Annotated in this window: 12 protein-coding genes; 9 read left to right on the top strand and 3 right to left on the bottom strand. The window is 61.7% G+C overall.

Annotation, left to right across the window (positions count from 1 at the left end; genetic code table 11):
* Window positions 1-533: 533 nt before the first annotated feature.
* The gene (locus ETR14_RS27860) at window positions 534-2,051 is read left to right on the top strand and encodes a replicative DNA helicase (RefSeq protein ID WP_129393445.1); all 1,518 of its coding nucleotides are present in this window, start codon (window positions 534-536) and stop codon (window positions 2,049-2,051) included.
* A 322-nt stretch (window positions 2,052-2,373) separates the two neighbouring features.
* Here the strand turns inward: ETR14_RS27860 and ETR14_RS27855 are convergent, their stop codons facing one another.
* Window positions 2,374-3,771, bottom strand: coding sequence for a hypothetical protein (locus ETR14_RS27855; protein ID WP_129393442.1), 1,398 nt, complete (start codon window positions 3,769-3,771; stop codon window positions 2,374-2,376).
* Window positions 3,772-4,039: 268 nt separating this feature from the next.
* On the opposite strand from ETR14_RS27855, the gene ETR14_RS27850 reads away from it, so the two are divergent.
* On the top strand, window positions 4,040-4,546 hold the full coding sequence (locus ETR14_RS27850) for a hypothetical protein (RefSeq protein WP_129393439.1): 507 nt from the start codon (window positions 4,040-4,042) through the stop codon (window positions 4,544-4,546).
* Window positions 4,539-5,405 (top strand): recombinase family protein, encoded by an 867-nt coding sequence (locus ETR14_RS27845; protein WP_243455973.1) that lies wholly within the window; start codon window positions 4,539-4,541, stop codon window positions 5,403-5,405. The genes ETR14_RS27850 and ETR14_RS27845 overlap by 8 nt, the downstream gene beginning before the upstream one ends.
* Before the next feature lie 45 nt (window positions 5,406-5,450).
* Here ETR14_RS27845 and ETR14_RS27840 read toward each other — a convergent pair whose 3' ends face one another.
* A complete protein-coding gene (locus ETR14_RS27840; RefSeq protein ID WP_129393436.1) occupies window positions 5,451-6,950 on the bottom strand; it encodes a hypothetical protein in 1,500 nt (499 codons plus the stop codon).
* 446 nt (window positions 6,951-7,396) lie between these two features.
* Between ETR14_RS27840 and ETR14_RS27835 the strand changes: the two genes are divergently transcribed.
* A complete protein-coding gene (locus ETR14_RS27835) occupies window positions 7,397-8,131 on the top strand; it encodes a hypothetical protein (RefSeq protein WP_165356687.1) in 735 nt (244 codons plus the stop codon).
* Between the two features lie 116 nt (window positions 8,132-8,247).
* Here ETR14_RS27835 and ETR14_RS27830 read toward each other — a convergent pair whose 3' ends face one another.
* On the bottom strand, window positions 8,248-9,774 hold the full coding sequence (locus ETR14_RS27830; RefSeq protein WP_129393430.1) for a jacalin-like lectin: 1,527 nt from the start codon (window positions 9,772-9,774) through the stop codon (window positions 8,248-8,250).
* Window positions 9,775-10,185: 411 nt separating this feature from the next.
* On the opposite strand from ETR14_RS27830, the gene ETR14_RS27825 reads away from it, so the two are divergent.
* The 5 genes from ETR14_RS27825 (at window position 10,186) to ETR14_RS27800 (ending at window position 16,827) form a co-directional block, all read left to right on the top strand.
* Entirely contained in the window at window positions 10,186-10,476 is a 291-nt protein-coding gene (locus ETR14_RS27825) for a hypothetical protein (RefSeq protein ID WP_129393428.1), read from the top strand.
* Between the two features lie 208 nt (window positions 10,477-10,684).
* Window positions 10,685-12,307, top strand: a complete 1,623-nt coding sequence (locus tag ETR14_RS27820; RefSeq protein ID WP_165356686.1) for a hypothetical protein — start codon at window positions 10,685-10,687, stop codon at window positions 12,305-12,307.
* Between the two features lie 1,132 nt (window positions 12,308-13,439).
* Window positions 13,440-14,555, top strand: a complete 1,116-nt coding sequence (locus tag ETR14_RS27810) for a hypothetical protein (RefSeq protein ID WP_129393422.1) — start codon at window positions 13,440-13,442, stop codon at window positions 14,553-14,555.
* Window positions 14,556-15,081: 526 nt separating this feature from the next.
* Entirely contained in the window at window positions 15,082-15,567 is a 486-nt protein-coding gene (locus tag ETR14_RS27805) for a hypothetical protein (RefSeq protein ID WP_129393419.1), read from the top strand.
* Window positions 15,568-15,897: 330 nt separating this feature from the next.
* Complete coding sequence (locus ETR14_RS27800) at window positions 15,898-16,827, top strand: hypothetical protein (RefSeq protein ID WP_129393416.1); 930 nt, start codon at window positions 15,898-15,900, stop codon at window positions 16,825-16,827.
* Window positions 16,828-17,004: the final 177 nt, after the last annotated feature.

Raw genomic sequence — 17,004 nt, 5'->3', positions numbered from 1 at the left:
CGACCCCCTTTCAGTGGCGCCAATCCCGTGCACGTCCGCCACTATGAAAATTGCCAAAAAGCCGCACAACGCCCGGCACTTAGGCCCAAAGTCCGGAATTTAGGACTTTGCCCCTCTCGGCCCGATGGTCAGTTGTCCCCAGAGTATCGTGGGAGGGGCGTAGGTGCCGAGCCAGGCTCCTCGCCGCTGCCTTTATCCACATCCAAACGGCCACCAGACGATACTCCGGGGACGGGGTTCGTCACTCTGGGGACACATCGACGATACTCCGGGGACGCCGATCACGATACTCCAGGGACGCAGGCACGATACTCCGGGGACGGCTCCCGCGCGCGACTCGCGGAGTCAGCGCGATTCGCGCCTCTTTTCGAGACCGGTAACTCTCTAACTTCTCTTCCGTCTAACGGTTCTAAAAGGGCGCCTGCGGCGGGCCTCCTCTTGAATAATGATCGGTAGGGAAGGGGAGGGGACGCCGTACCTCTCCTTAATTGCGGCGAGAGGTGCCGCCCGATTAGATCCGAGGGATGAAATCCATGGCTGAGAATCGCATCCGGCTCGTGCCTACCCGGGACGAGCAACAAGCGTTGCCACACAACGTGGAAGCGGAAGCGGCGCTGCTCGGCGCTCTCATGATCGACAACCGGATCGCCGAGGACGTGCAGATGAAGCTGCGTCCGGAGCACTTCTATGAGCCGCTTCATGCCCGCATCTACGAGCAGATCCTGAAGCTCATCGATCGGAACATGATCGCGTCGCCGGTCACCCTCCGGCCGCTCTTCGGGGGAGACCTCGAGATGCGCGAACTGGGAGGGCCATCCTACCTGGCTCAGCTTACCGGGAGCGGCGCTGCTGTCATCGGTGCACGCGACTTCGCCGCTCAAATCTACGAGCTCTCGCTCCTGCGTGCCCTCGTCACTGTAGGCCGGGAGATGGTCGACAGTGCCCTCGACACCAGTGAAGATGTCGATCCCAAGAGCCAGATTGAAGCCGCGGAGTCCGCACTCTATCGGGTCGCGGAAGAGGGCGGCGCCGAGACCCAGGTCAAAAGCTTCGCCGAAGCCACTCGAGCTGCAGTCCAGCTTGCAGAAAAGGCGCTCAACACCGGCGGCGGGCTCTCGGGAGTAACTACCGGCCTCGAGAGCTTCAATTCGCGCACAGGCGGCATGCACCACAGCGATCTGCTGATCCTCGCCGGCCGTCCCGGCATGGGCAAGACCTCGCTCGCAACGAACATCGCCTTCAACGCCGCTCAACGATACGTGCGCGATATGGCGGACGGAATCGACCCGAAGAAGTCCGCTGGCGCGCCTGTTGCATTCTTCAGCCTAGAGATGTCCGCGGACCAGCTCGCGACCCGCATCCTGGCGGAGCAATCCGGGATCAGCGGCGAGAATCTTCGCATGGGGAAGATCAGCCAGCAGGAGTTCCGGAGCCTGGCACGCGCAGCCGCGGAACTTGAAAGCCTCCCGCTCTACATCGACGACACTCCAGGCCTCACGATCGCAGCCCTTCGCACCCGCGCACGCCGCCTGAAGAGGCAGCGTGACATCGGCTTTATCGTGGTCGACTATCTGCAGCTCCTTCAGGGCAGCGGAAAGTCCAGCGGCGACAATCGGGTCCAGGAGATATCCGAGATCTCTCGCGGGCTGAAAACGCTCGCGAAGGAGCTCAACGTCCCAGTCATGGCGCTCTCCCAGCTCAGCCGACAGGTGGAGAGCCGCGAGAACAAACGTCCCCAGCTGTCCGACCTCCGCGAGTCTGGCTCAATCGAGCAAGACGCTGACATCGTGCTGTTCGTCTATCGCGAGGAGTATTACGTGAACTTCGCTAAGCCGAAGGAAGCTTCCGCTGCCGCCGGCGACGACGCGCACGCGGTTGCTGCGTTCGAAGAATGGCAGCGGGCGATGGCCGACGTCCACGGACGCGCAGAGGTGATCATTGCGAAACAGCGCCACGGTGCCACCGGCACGGTCACTTTGAAGTTTGAAGCCAAGGTCACGCGCTTCTCCGACCTGGTCGACGAACGAAGCCTAGCGGAGGAGAGGGGATGACCCCGAGTGGGTCGCTCCTCTCTGACCACCGTCTTCTCGCCCGCCTTCTCCCACACCGTCTGGGTGCTCCTCCAGAGCCAGTCGCCAGCTAGAGTGCTCGATGAGAGGCGCCTTTTGAGATCTGCTAAGCCGTGGGGGCGGCGCCTACCCAGCGGAGAGCAATTTAAGGCCCGTACAGGCCTTTTTCGCCTCGGGGGTACTCAGCCCTTGGCGATCGCTCGTTTCGGGCTTCTACGGGGCCTTCAAGGAGGTCGATTTTTCGGGGTCGGAAGCCCAAATTCGCACTAGATAACCGATTCCGGCGTGCCTTGCCGCCTAACTCCTACCGGGCTCTGTCCGCGACCTTTGCGAAGAACCTGCCATACTGGCGATCCAAACCGATCACCTCCGCGTCGAACCGGTCATATACCACAGACATTGGGATGGAAACGTCCAGATCCCGATACCTCGCCAACATCTCCGACGGATCCACGACCATCGCCTTGCCGCGTCGGAACGACGACGACCTCGACCGCACGGATCGATCAAACTCCCCCGCGAAACTTGACGTGGCCCAGAGGCGAAGCGTTCGCTGACCGCTGCTCTCCCCGTGACCAATCTTCCGATCGGCCCAATGAACGATGAGGCCTGCATCGGCGAGGCGCTTTACTGCACGCTGCGCGTTCCGTTCGGGGATCTGCAACGCGTCCTCGATCCAGCCCACATCCAAAGCGGGCAACAACAAGAAGCCATAGATTACGTCTGGCAGCGGCGATCTGCCGTCGACCTTCGTTGCAGGTGATCGCCCGAATTCCCCCAAGGCTCGTTCTAAGCTATCGAGAAGAGCCAGGCCAGCTCGTGCATCCCACGCGAGCTGCCGAAGAAAGCCTACGAAGGCCCGCTCATCGAGCCTGCGTTCAAACCCGAGGCGCTTCACTGCACCTGTGAGACAGCTTAGCCGATTGACGGTGACGCCCATGTCGACAAGGCGATCCGGGAGCACCGCGAAACAAGCACCCAAGTGCGGCTGCTTGTCCCATACGACGGAGCGGATGAAGTCCTCCATATGCTCGTCAGACTCCCGTACCTCAGGCGGGGGAGGGGAGGGGAACAGCTTTTCCGCCAGGCGTGCCCGGGCGCGCGCATCATTTTCGAAGCTCAGCCGGACCTTGTAGATCCGCTCGAAATACTCCGGATCCGGGTCGGCAGTGACCGCTGCCCTCATCGCGCGCGCCAAGCCCCAGTAAGTCGATCCGGTGTGCTCGAAGCCGCGCATCACGTCCAGAGCCCGGTTACTGACGCCGACGGCGTAGGCGTCGACAGTCTCCGCCACAGTCCCCTTCTTCTCGATGACGCGCCGCGCTGCTGGCGAATAGGTGTCCTCGACATCGAAGTCGCTCTGTGCTTCTCTAGCTGCCCGGGAAGGGGAGGGGGTCCTACCGAGCAGGCGACTCCCCACGTGCGACAACGCGATCCGCGCCATGCAGCGCCGCCAATGGGCGAATCCGATCGTCGCCGGCCGGTAAGCAGCTGGGGAGGGCAAATCGACGCCCAGCATGAGGCCAACGATGTCTGCGACCCGGGTTGGCATCCCATCCACTGCTGCCAAGCGCTCAGCCGCAAGCAACGACGCCCGCACCTGCCACGGCTCAACCAGAGAAGTGGCGGAAATCCGCGCATCTAAGCGGGCAATCAGCTGGGCAGCTTCTTCGAGCGCAGAGAGAACGGTGTCGGAGTTCATAACCGCCTTTCGGCCTACTCCGCAGATCGCGGCGACACAAGTCCAGGCACTTATGTCGGTCACCGGGGAACCGCCTGAGACGCGGATATCCTGCCTATTCTGAGGATCGAGCAATCGGCAAGCTGTTGCCCTTGGCAAGCAGTGGAATGCTCACCGGTTCCGATCGCGGCGAGCCCGTTTCCCTTGTTCGGATCGGCCGGTCCGTCCGAGCTCGCCGCCGCCGACTCCTTATTGCGGCAGACGTAAACGACCGTTATTCTCTCACCCCATGAACCTGACATCCCGAAGCGAGGCGCGGCCTCTAAGATTTGCGCTCCGCTGCATAAAGGACGCCGCAGTCCTATTTTCTTTCCTCTACGCTCCCGTCGGCGTGGGCCGGCTTATCGTCGCTGCAGGCGATGAGGCCCTCCTAGCCGTGTCGGTCCAGTACGCGCCCGTCGGAGCCATGCTCGCAGCAGCAGCCCTGCTGGCGCTCGTTTTCCTCTCATTTGCTGTTTCGGCTTGCGTGAAGCGCTACCTCGCTTGGAGTGGAGACGGCTTCTTCCCAGCGGCAATGGTGACAGTCGGAGCCATCATCATCGTGGCAATGGTTCAAGGTAGCCTCCGGCAAGCCTTGGCAACCTTCGACGAGCTATCCGCACCCACTCTCGCCCACTCCAGGATTCAGCAGTTCAGCGAGATGTTCGCCACCACATGGGCGCTACTGATCGCATACCTCGGAAAGCTCGCTTGGGATCACTACAGTGCCTGGTGGAGGAAACGTCGCAATGGCTAGCCTGATCGGCTACGCCCGCGTCTCCACCGAGGAGCAAGACACCGAGGCGCAACGCCGCGCCCTTCGGTCATTCGGGTGCATAGCAATCTTCCAAGACAAAGCCTCAGGCAGCGCGCGAGACCGCCCCGAGCTCGCCCGCTGCCTCGGGTTTCTGCGTCCCGGCGACACTCTCGTCATAGCCCGTCTCGACAGACTAGCGCGATCGCTCTCTCATCTGCTGGAGATCGTAGAGGAACTCGAGGGGAGGGGGGTCTTTTTCAAATCGCTCGCGGATCCTTTCGACACGACCAGCGCCCAAGGCAAGCTGATGATGCAGATGCTGGGAGCGTTCGCCGAGTTCGAGCGTACCCTTATCCGAGAGCGCACCAAGGCGGGCCTCGAGGTCGCGAGGTCGAAAGGGAAGCGCGCCGGTAATCCCAGGCTCCGTGCACGTGACCCAATCGCGATCGGCATGTTGAAGGCGTCGCTTCACGACACCTACCTCCAACGTGCCCGCGCCTCGTCTGTTCATTGGAAAGACGCGGTCGAAACGCTACGACCGCGCCTGCCGTGGCAAGCCGTCACGGCTCGCATCAACCTTACCCGCGGAGATCGTCCGGAGATCAAACCAGACACACTGCGCCGGCACGTCCAGAAGCTCGTGGAAGCGGGAGATCTTCCTCCGCACGTCCTCGGCGCTGCCAGACCTCCGAAGAAGGGTTCCCTCGCGGAGACGGCATCCCAGCTCCGCGATGCTAACCCTGGGATCTCACTTCGGGCACTCGGCGAACTCTTGGAAGCGGACGGCCACCATCCGCCACGTGCCGCGCGTTGGTCCGCTGAAACCGTGCGCAGCCTTCTTTCTCGGGCGCGCAAATAAGCCGGTCGACTATCCGGGCCGCCTTCTGCGATACCTCGCCAACTGTCAGTGCCGTACGCGCAGCTCCCTTCCGTCCAGCAAGAGGCACTCAAAGTCGTGGGTGCCCGTATCGATCCTGTTCGAGCCGAGGAGATCGGGTGTGAGAATCACCAGCCCATCGAAATCGATCTCGCATCCAGGACCGAAGCTCTCTACCGCCGGATCGTAGTTGAACGTCACGTCCTGTGGCGCGACCTGGTGCTCTAAACCATTGACGATCACCTTTATCGCTCCTCCGTCCGCGCATTCCAAGATATCCTCGATTTCGCCCGCGACGATCTCGTGCTCCTCGTCGTCGCCAGCGTCAGCCACAATCCAGAGGGACTTGCCCTCGAGCGTGAAATGATAGGAGGGTGCCTCCTCGAGAGGGTGCGCCTCGAGCTCCATGTCGGCATCTAGGAGGACGGTCAGATCGCTGATGTTCAAGCTGCGACCTTGAAGCGAAATCTTCGGATACGGATAACGGTGCTCCCAGATTTCGCTACCGAACCGGATTACGATACGTCGACGCGCGTCCATATGTCCCTGAAGCACATCAATTAGTTCCAGCTTCGCCAGTTCCACGTCCGTCTCAGCTTCCGAGTCGAGGCGATCAAGCTCATCCTGAAGGCCACTGATTAGCCGGTGGATCTGAATAAAAGCCGACGTGCCCTCATCCCACCTCTGCACAGCCGCTTCCGCCTCACTCAACGCGACCACATGCCGGGGCTCAAAGCAGACGCGCGTCCCGTCGGTCGACGTGCATGTCAGACGAAGCGCATGGCCGCCCAGGGACGTTCCTTCTATGCCGATCGGCTCCTTCCGCCCGTCAAGGAACACCACAACGAGCTTCCCTTCGTCATCGATGCTGAACCCTGTCGTTTCCGCACGACAGACTTCAACATCATCATCAACTTGTATCTCTACCTGATTGAATCCCAGATCGCGCCAAGCAGCCAACCGGCTCTGGAACCGTCCGATCATCTCCCACTGATCGAGAGCCTCGGGCGACATGTACTCGTGCGTTTCCGGCTGCTGGCTGTCGAATTCAAAGGCCCTATCCCCATCATCAGCGTAAAGGTGCGACAGGAAATCATCGCCAGCATCATCTACGCCCGTCCACGCGTCGAGCAATTGGCGCAGCTCAACAAGATCGGTTCTGTCTCCCTGCAAGACGGCCTCGAATACCCGAGCCGTGCGAGGGTCCATAGCAGACACTGCTTGACCGACCTCCGGGCTCCAGTAGCTCTTCGCGCCATCGAACACCTTCTTCAGAAGATCGCCGTCTTCGATTACTCGTTGCTTACTCGGCATTTTCTCCGCCACTCGGCGCATCACCGTTTCCAGCGCATCGCCGTTCGAGCAAAGATGCACAACGATCTGCGACCACAATGGAGCGGAAGGCGCCACCTGAGCCCAAATGGCCAACGTCTCGAGTTGCTCGCCAAGGTTGAGGCGCTCGCGTCGCAATGCGTTAGCGAGAATGATCGCCAGCCCAGACCATATCTGATTGACTTGCTCGATCATAGACAAACCCGCGAAGCATGTCGTAGCGTCACGGCATACTCCATTGCTGATAAGTCGGGAAGGCGAGATTGCCTTTGCCTGGACCAACCCGCAGCCACCCTTCCTGACGCACGCAGAGACGGACGCGGACGTTCCTAGCCAAGCAACACACCGCCCGCATGCAGCGCGCCGCGGACCATTGCCGCACCGCTTAGATCAAGGCACATTGTTGGGATCCGCCCAGGAGGAGAACGTAAGTGACGTCCCCTGATGCTCCGGACACCTCGCCTGCGCGAGGTCTCCTCTCGCGCTCCGTCCGCTGGCTTGGTGGCCTGAAGGATCGGCCCGCTGTTGCTCTCGTGGTCCTATTAACCGGTGGCATCCTTTGGACCACATCCGCTTTCGACGGTTTGTGGAGTGTCACGGCTCGGGCCTACCGCGCGATCGCTGGGCCGCCAGTCACGCACGTGGAGGTACTCAGCCACCTCGGTCCTGGTGTGGGCCGGAGCTATGCGGAGCGCAAGCTCGGGCCCCCGCTCCGAGACGTAGGGCTCACGAGGCTCGCAGCGTTCGACAAGCCTTACGTGATCAGCCTTGACCTCGCCGCTCCCAAGAACGTCACCGGCACTGAGCCACAGGTCGGTTCGTCCGACGCCGGCAAAGCAGTGACCCCCTTCAGACACTCCACGTACGATGTGCACGGCGCCACCGTGGTGCTTCGCTTCAACGAGGCGAACGAAGTCTCGGCAATGAGAATCGAGCGCCCCCGAGAGTCGACGTCGACCGTCTGCGTCGACATAACGATGGTGAGGCCGTTCGACACTGCATTCGTGAGCGACCTCGTGCGCTGTATCGGCCGCACCACTCTCAAAGACTATGAGGTGATACTCGGCCACTTAGCCCTTGGAAATGCCGGTGCCGAATGTATCGCGCGCGCTCGACCGGATCACCTGCGCTGTCGGTCCGACGGTCGGGGCGAGCTACCACCGTTCGATGTGGCGTTCATCTTCGAATCGATGAATGGTCTCTCGCAGTTTAGAGCGCTCGAAATGATGGCAGACGACGAAACGGCAATGCGCCACACGTCGACTGAGGGTGAATACCCGCCCATCAAGTTCTTCAAGTATATGGCGGACGCGCCTCTGGACGCGGTTGAAGTTTACTCAACCTCCACCCGACCCGTGAGCTCCGCAGGGCCCTGACCGATCGAAATCGTCCTTAGCAGCTAGCCCGGCCGATTTGTCCCAAAGCGATGACGCCCGAGCTCCTGGGCTGAGTTGTCACAAACTGAGCGCCTCAGCCCGCGGCGCGACGCATCTTACTCCTCGGCCCAAGTCGGATCGAGCAGCCTCACGCAAACAAGCCCGATCCTATCGACGACCTCGCCGGCGTTGCCCCGAAAGCCGAGCACAACGGCATCTTCTGGAACGGTCCAGTCGAACGCCAAAGCTCCGCCCGGGCCTCCAGCCGAGATCATTGTTTCGTCCGACAAGCGTACTTCGATGCTGTCGACGTAATCGCCGGACCGACCGGATATCGAGCGCACCACTTGCTCCTCGGCGATCGAGTAGCGGGGCAGCAGCGTTCCGCCCTCGCCTCCGTGCTCTCGGATATAAGAAGAGCCATCAGCTCTCTCATAAGTCACCGAGATCCGGTCGACGTAGCCCCCGCCGCGAAACTGAATCGCCGCCAACCGCGTGCCAGCGAGCAAGAACGTCCGAGGTGATTCTACGTCGTCGAACTGAGCACCGCCCGGGGACCCGAAAAGCGGAGCGTTCACAACCTTGTAATGCAAACGCGGGCGGCTCCTCCCGACGCTGGTGCGCTCCGGGATTTGTAGGTCCTCATGGGGATCGCTCAGGTACGCCCTCCCGAGCGAGATGAGTTCCTCTACATCCTTTTCAGCTGCCTTTGCGCACTCGCTGAGCGCGTCGGGAATGGTGCCGCGATGCATCTTGTAAACTCTGCTGACGGCTTGGATTTCTGTGAGCCTTTCGCGTGCATCGAGTAGCATATCAACCACTCCGGGCTCGCCCAAACTCCCGGTCAGCTTATCACGGTTCGTCGCCACGGGGGCGAACGCCTTCGTAAGCCCCGGCACCTGCTCATATCCTGCAAAACGCAACGCGATCACATCTGGCCCGTTCACGTCCTTCTCACCAAAGGTACGTGCGAAGTCGACAATCTCTTTCTCATCTCCCGGGAGCGTGTACTCTCTCAAGCCGACGACGCTCTGCGCAAACGTGCGGGCAACATCAATCTCTCGAATGCTCTTCGAGAACTTCGCCTCAATCTCGGTCGATAGGCTCACGCCATTCACGATGCCTGCAGCGGCAAGCTGCCCGACCACGCTCATTTGCGTCTGCCGATCTTCCGACTGGAACGAGTAAACTGCAAAATACTCGCCCCCGATCTTGATCTCGGAAACGAACCGGTCACCATAGACGGCGACAAACTCCCGCAGGTCTGGTTCGTTGTCGGGGGGCAAGACGCCATCCTTCAGCTCGACCCCAGTTGCAGCGTCCCCGCCTAGAACCCTCACCGCTCGAACTGCCACATGGACGCTGTGCGCGGTCAGGTTGAGAGTTTTCGCTAAGGCAAGTTTATGTGACCCTTTCGCGATCGATCCGAACCCGGCCGCTGAATCCTCCGAAATCTCGAGCGTCTCCAAAAGGGTACGCGACGAAGTGGCCACGTAGCATCTAGCGAAACCCGATGCTTCCACGTTCGACTTCGTCCCGATTAGGGCTGTGGACAGCCCCGCTCCAGTTATACTGTTGTAACCCTGGAGGAACCCGGTCGGGGATGCTGGAAGTAAACCATTGCTGGCGGGCGAAAGGGCCATCGTTTCACTCCGAGTCGGCAATACAGGAGGGTTTCACGTGTTCCGCGCGGGTGCAATACCTCGTCTATGATCCATGCAGTCGAAACAGCCCGGGAGGAGTGCGGGTTTATGCAGGTATCTTTCGAGGCTGACCTGCTCGAATGGATCGGTCGGACGGTAAAGCATCGGCGCTTCGACGCTCGGAACGAGACCCGCGGCTGACGGCAACCGTAGACCGATCTCATCCTCCCCACGCTGAGCTTCGCTCGGCTCAAACGGCTAAGCTGCTTCCCTAATGAGCGGCAACGCTGCACAGCCAGCCATCAACGCGATCGCGCGCGGGTGAGGGGGATCATTATGAAAGAGTCATCAGCTGGAAGTGGCTGCTGGAGCCTTCTCCTAGTAGCCGCCATTGTCTACGGAACCTACGCCTTGACCATGTGGCTGCGCGGCACGAGCGGATGCCCGGCATACGCCTCCGAATACTCCTGCTGGTACCTCGAAGACAAAGCTACCTACGACGTGTTCTACTGGAAGAACCTTGCGCAGGACGACGAAGCCGATAATCAGCTCATCGCCTCTGCCGTGGGTTTATCGCAATGCCGAGCGAAAGCCATTGAGCATGCCGCGAGACTGCGTGAAAAGTGGAACGATAGGGCTTACATCTGCATGCTCATGGAACACGGTCGTTACATGGAGAAACACCGTCTGCTGCCTACATAATCCCACGCCCGGCCGATGCCCTCCCGGCTAATGACGAAAATCGATGCAGCCGGCTGCCGTACGACGGCGCGCCGTCAGCCCCAAAACATGCCAACTACCCGACCGCGGCCGGCCTCAACCCGCTGGTGCCAGTTTCCTGAATTCGCCGCATAGGCTTGCGCAAGGGCGGTTTTTCGCGGCACGCTGAGCTCTCAGGGTCCATGCGGGAATGAAAGAGTCGATGCCAATCACCGATCCCATGAACGTCTCGCGCTTCGGCATCGACGTAACGCTGCTCCGGACGTTCCTCCGGTCTATGCTGAGGTACCCGCAGCAAACCTTCACGACACCTGAAGCCATGGCGAGCCTTCGTCTTGCTGAGCCTGCTGCGACGGAAACGCTGCTGGAGCTCGCCCGCGCCAGGTGGCTCGTCTATCTCGGCGTCGAGCAATCCCTCGACCAGTGGAAGGTCGGCCGCCTCGGGCTTCAATTCTCGATGAAGCAGCTCACAAAGCGGATGCCAGTCCGCGAAGCCAATCAGCTACTCGATCGGGCCATTGAAGCTGCCAAAGCCTTCAACCGCACCGACGTCTCGACCAGGATCGAGCGGATTGCCCTCTTCGGCTCGCTGGCCCGCGGCGGCGATGAGAATGGAACAGTCGGAGACATCGACCTCCAAGTCACTCTCGCTTACAGGCGCGACATCTCTGCAGAAGAGCGGGAAGCCCTCGTGAACAAGGAGGCGAAGCTCGCGCCGAAGAGTCGGTACGAAAGCTATCAAAAGAGGACTTGGGTCTACCAAGCCGGCATCAGGGCCCTGAGGGCCATCGGTAGCCGCCTCACGGTGTCGACCCACGACAACATTCGTGACATGGGCTGCGAACATCGCATCGTCTACGTCTACGACGGCGCTACAGGCAACGAACCCGCCTGCGATCGGTCACTCGTACCTGCGGATGCGACAAAGCAGGCAACCTTCAACGCCGACGAAGACCACCATGCGACACTCCCGGCGTTACCGCCTGCCAGGCCTGCACCGCCGGCACCCAAACGAGTCATCCCGAGCCAGCTCCGGTCCCAGGTTGATCGGCATATTGCCCAGTATCATTGGGTCCGCGGTTTGTCCCTGGCCGAGATCGCACCTCTTGCAGAAGGCACGCCGTCCGAGGTTCAGGCCGCTCTGGCGAGTGCTGAGGATCCAATCCCAAACCCTGACGAAGTGGTCCTCACCGCCTGCCCCGTCGATGCGCTCGCACCGTTTTTGGCAGGGCATCCCGAGATCCACGCGCGCATCCGGATTGACGGCGGCAGACGCGGATCGAGCCCCGTCGGCGTTCATCTTCGGCTCGGCAGCGAAAGCGCATATTGCGGCGCCTCGATGACTACGATCGACTGTTCCGGTGCGCCCGCTCTCACGAGTTTGGCCGAGGTGATCGCGCGGGCGGCCGCACGTTGGCAGAAGAGGTTGGTCTCTAAGATGAAGAAGGCGCCATTCTCGCTGTCCTTCACGATGCAAGGAGAGATCGAGCAAAGCGGGGCAGGGCCATCGCCCCTGAAGGAAGCCTCAGCGCTCGCGGAACGGTTTCGGTCCTTTTTTGACGCGCGCTTTGCTGAGGTGCCCTTCAGCTTCCACAAGTATCGCCCGGACCGCTCCCTCTCGATTGAGCTCGATCTATTGCGCCTCAAGCTCGTCGTCGACGACGGCGGCGGTGAAGCGGAAATCCCTTTGGGCGTCCTCGCCGATACCGCGCTCCCGGTTCGCGCAGCTTTCCTGGGAGCGCACGCAAGTCGTTTCGAACGCGTGGAGATCCGGCGCTTTGAACACGTCTGGGGGCCACGCGCGACAGAATGATCGCGGGCGGGCTCCGCAACATGAACGATCGAGCTTCACGCCCCTCGTGTCAGTCGTCCCGCCCGACAACGACCACACGCACTCGGCTTCGCGGCCGTCCAGCTTCAAGCCCGAGAGCTCCAAACGCGAACGGCATGAGCTAGGCCACGCGCCGGTTGCCACCGGCCCCGGCCCCTTCGCTCACGCCGCTCACTACCGTTGGCAGGCCACGTTCGTCGCAAGCCTCCACCGTCCACGACCCTCCCGTCCCTCCGCGCTGACGAGCGAGATCAAGCCGCCATCTGGGCCGCCCGATGCCGGGGCAGGGGAGGGGTTCCGATGGAGCTGCAGCCACCCTCCACCTTGTCACGGCACCGGAGAGTTCGTTCAAAGGGCAGACACCCCGACGGCCCCATCTCTTGAGCACCAACGCCGGTGTTTGCCCCGCCTCGGCAGCCAATTGCAGCCTTCGAGACGCCGTGAGATCCACTTTCGGAACTTCTCCGACGACACACCCCAAAGATCCATCCCGCAGACAATCTTCCATGACTGCAAGGGCCTCGTCATCGCTGCTTGCCTGAGCGAAGAACACATCCGCGGGATCCAGGCCACACCGCTGCAACCCCGGACCGAAGGGCAATTCGCGTCGGATCACCCAAACGGATGTCTTCCGAACCATCCGACCGAAGCGCCCGGCGATTCCCGCTACGAACGCGGTGGCTGCCGCTTCGCTCCCTTGAGCATTAGAGGCTGCAGCTACTTCGTGCAGCCCGCAAAGCTTCAGGCCGCCCCATCGGAGCACGCCGTCGATTGCTTGGTCTTCGAAAGGCAGCACCAACGGCGCGGGCTCGCTCCGCGCCTGCGATCCGATGCCGTCTACCTTGGCCTGCAGTGCTCGCAGCGTGTCGAGCTTCGCGCTGGTTGTCTGATCCATAGGCGCCTCTTCTGTTCCGCCTATGTTCTTCTCCGTCCGATTCGGTCAAGCATGAGTTCGTCCCGCTCGGTCGCATAAACAACGCTCCCTGGAGACGTCGCCCTAGACCATTGCCTGCGGCCACAGCATCGACCAGGGAGCGATCCTCGCCCGCACGTCGACGATTGAAGTATATACAGACGCTCTCCTCCAATCCCCTCAAGACGATCCAAGCCAACTATGCCGACCAACCAAGCCGAACTCACTAAAGCTCTGCGTCAGATCCGCCGTCGTCCCGGCGAGCAGTCTGTCGCCGATATTCAGCGCATCGGCCGCATTGCAGAGCAACTCGCGCTGGCCAAGCGGCCAGCCGCCGCGGACGACATCCTCGCTGCCGATAGGGCTGTGGGCCGGGCAAGCGTGCTGCTTAGCCAGCGTGGCCGCAAACCAGCCTTCGCCGCGCTCATCGAAATCTACTCCAAGGGTCATACCGCGCCAAATGACCTCGTGGCAGCCTGGACGCACGCCGATGAGCTCCGCCAGGAATCCAAACAGCTCAAGGACGCAGCCAAGGCAAAGAGAGCCGCAACGCGCGCGGAAGACGACGCCTTCCTGCGCGCGCAAGCAACAGCTCACGGCCGAATGAAGGTTCCGCAGACACCGGCTGCCGACGACATCGTTCTCGAGAGTGAATCAACCAGCACCCGGGCTTTCATCGCCCGTCGCCTCGATCTTACCCCATGGGTCAGGCATCTCTACGAGCCACTCACACACCGTCTGCTCACATCGCCTGACGGGTTGCACTGGCTGGAGAGCCCCGCGGACCGCAATCTGAAGTGGCAAGACCGTCAGAAGGTGGCGGAGCGCGCCATCATTGCAGACGCATTCGACGCGGACCCCCGCGCCCACTGGGGTCAAGTTCGAGGCGCTTTGCTCAAGCGCCTCAAAGACCCGCGCCTGTCACTCCTTCAGCGAGCCGACTTCATGGCTCTCCTGGATCGTGCGCGGACGGCTGGCAAAGACGCTGTCGTCGTCGGAAATATGGCCTTTCTATGGGACGAGAGCAGCGGATCGTGGCTGCTTCGAGAGGCCACCACATCATCGGCTTCTGGCCCGGATGGGAGCAAACCCGCTATCTGGATCGAGGGCAAGATCATCTCGCGGAACCACGGCCATCTGATCGTTCTCCCGCACATCAAGTCCAACGGCGAGCGCGTGAACGGCCACACCAAGAACTCGCCGTACCAAGGTCCCGCTGAACTTCGGTCCGCTCCACGCGAGCTTTCGTTCGAGCTTGTAAACGCCGCCGACTATCTCGCGATGTGGTCCCACGACGGAAGGATCCATCTCCCATAAGACCGCCGGAGGCAATTCACGCTGGGCCACGCGGCGGAGACGCTTTGCCCTACGTCCATTTGCTCCGCTTCCTCAAGGCCGCGCGCGGCTGGCATCCGCCGCCTGCCGCCTGGCCTCCGCCTCGTAGAACCTCGCTAGCGAGACCCACCCCGATCGATCGCTGGCGCTCTCCGACCTGGTCGCCTGGCTGCGCGCCACCTGCGCTTCTCGCTGATAGAATTCCGTTGGCGTGACCATGAACATAGCCTTTGATCTGGTATCCGCAGCAGCCCGCGGTTCCAAAGTGCATTCTGGATGTGATCGCCTAATGTCCTAGCGCAGGTGAGGTTCCTACCCGACCGCTTCGCGCGTAGTTCCCGCACAGGGACCACCAGCAGGCAAGTCCAGCGAGCGAAACGACCGCTGCGGAGGCCGGCGCCCCGCGCCGACAAGATGGTGCCCGCCGCGTGCGGCAACAGGGGAGGGGGGAGTTAAATTCCTCGCACATTGTTCCCGTGGCCGTAGGCAATCCCCAGGGGAGAAGAAATTGAGCAAGCTCGCTACCCGCGCAACCGCCACAGAGCAGGCGACTGACCGATACACCTTCCGTCCCGGTAGCACCTACCAACACGCCCTGAGCGGTCACAACCACCAGTGCCCACTCGGACTTGCGCCGCCGGCGGACGCTGATCTGCGCTCGGAGGATCCCGGTCGCCCCAACGTCGCGGATCTCATCACCCCCGGGACGCTCATCAAGACGAGCTACAACAGCGGTCCCTACATGGTCGGCCACGTCACACCGGTCATCTATTATGGACGATTCCGCGCGTTTTCGGTGACCGGCTACCAGGCGGACGAGCATGGCAACTTCGTCAAGTCGGCCGGCCGCGCGGGCTACCTCAATGAACTCGTCGTCGACTGGACGGGCGGCGAGCCCCGCATCCGAAAGCTGTTCCAGGCGAACGACGACGAAATCTTCATTGTCGGCCGCGCGCAGGAGGTCGATCGGCGAGGGCAGGGGCTTTTGTTCTGACCTCGTCTGATCTCCTCAGAAAGCCAACCATCGCCACGTCCCTTCTAAAATACCCTGAGATCGCCCAGCTCGCGCTCGCGATCATGCCCGAACAGGATCCCAGCCATGCCCCGCTTTGTCGCAAAGCTCCGCGAGTGCCGCCAGTTTCGTCGCTACCTTCGCCTCCCGGCCCATGCTCACACGCACGACCAGGTCCTCGAGGCCGCGGCCGCATGCCCGCTGCCGCGCCCGTTTGCCCGAGACTGGCGCATCACGAGCACAAGCGCTCCCGTCTTTCATCTGCCGCCGTCCAAGGAGGACGGCTATTGGGCGCTTCATCTCTACTCAACGGTGACCGCCGAGGTTGCGATCCTCATATACGCCAAGAGCGCCAAGGAGGCTCGCGCCCAGGCTTCCAGTCGACCAACGGCCCTTTGGGACAGCCTTATCCATCATGGAGACGAAAACGGCTGGAGCGGCTGGTCCCGCGAGGCGGTCGAGATCCTATCTCTCGAGCAGGACCGGACCGGCAAGCCACTGCGCCACACGTTCGAGGTAGCGGTCGACGATCTCGTCGCCAGTGACCGGTCCTTCTTCCCGCTCGAAGTCGATCAGGCCTTCGAGATCTTCCGCCACCTCGTCGCATCCGGCGAGGGGTACGAGCAGCGCTGCACCTGGCACACGCAGAAGCTGAGCCACATTCTCGACGGCGGCTATTCGACTAACCCCTTCGCACTTTGGGATCACAAGCCAGTCCTCTCTTTAGGCGATCTGAAGGAGCGTCTCCAATTCGCTCTCCTCGCGCGCGGCTACCCGTTCTACCAGGAGTGGCGTGAAGCCGTCGGCTACAAGCTGGGCGGCACTCTCAAGATCGTCGCGCCACACCGCGGCGCCAGCTGGCGCCATCTTAGAGGCGCCTCGCCGCACGGCAGCGCCGATCAAATGCTCCGTCGGATGCTGGTCGACTCGAAAGGGATGACCCTCGCCACGAGCCTCAACAGCAGCCACCCGCGAGCGGTTGAGATCCAGGCCGCCGGCGTCCAAGTGCTTCCGCGCGGTTTCAGGTTCCTGATCCGCTACGGCTATCCAAGCGACAGCTCTCATTGGGACTTCGTGCTGGCCGAGACACGGGGCAATGAACCGTTTTTCGAAACCTTCATACGAGCACACTCCGCCTTCAGGCAGCTCGTTCCTGATTTCGATAAGCAGATTTCTGATCGACACCGCCTACCGCCGATTAGCTTCGCACGGGCCGAACCAGAGCCTTCCCTCGGGAGCTGAAGGACTCCTGAAAAATCCTGCCGCCAGGTTGGTCCCATTGCTCGTTCTTCCTAAAACAGGAAGACCACCCCTTGAAGAACTCCGCCGCGATCTATCCTGACAGACCGCAGGCGAAGGATCGTTGGCCGCCGGGCGGCTCCCCCCTCGCGGCGGCCAACGCTATCCAGACCAGCCCAT

This window comes from Sphingosinicella sp. BN140058, assembly GCF_004135585.1.
Taxonomy (GTDB): Bacteria; Pseudomonadota; Alphaproteobacteria; order Sphingomonadales; family Sphingomonadaceae; genus Allosphingosinicella.
This window is presented reverse-complemented; position numbering and strand designations above follow the sequence as displayed.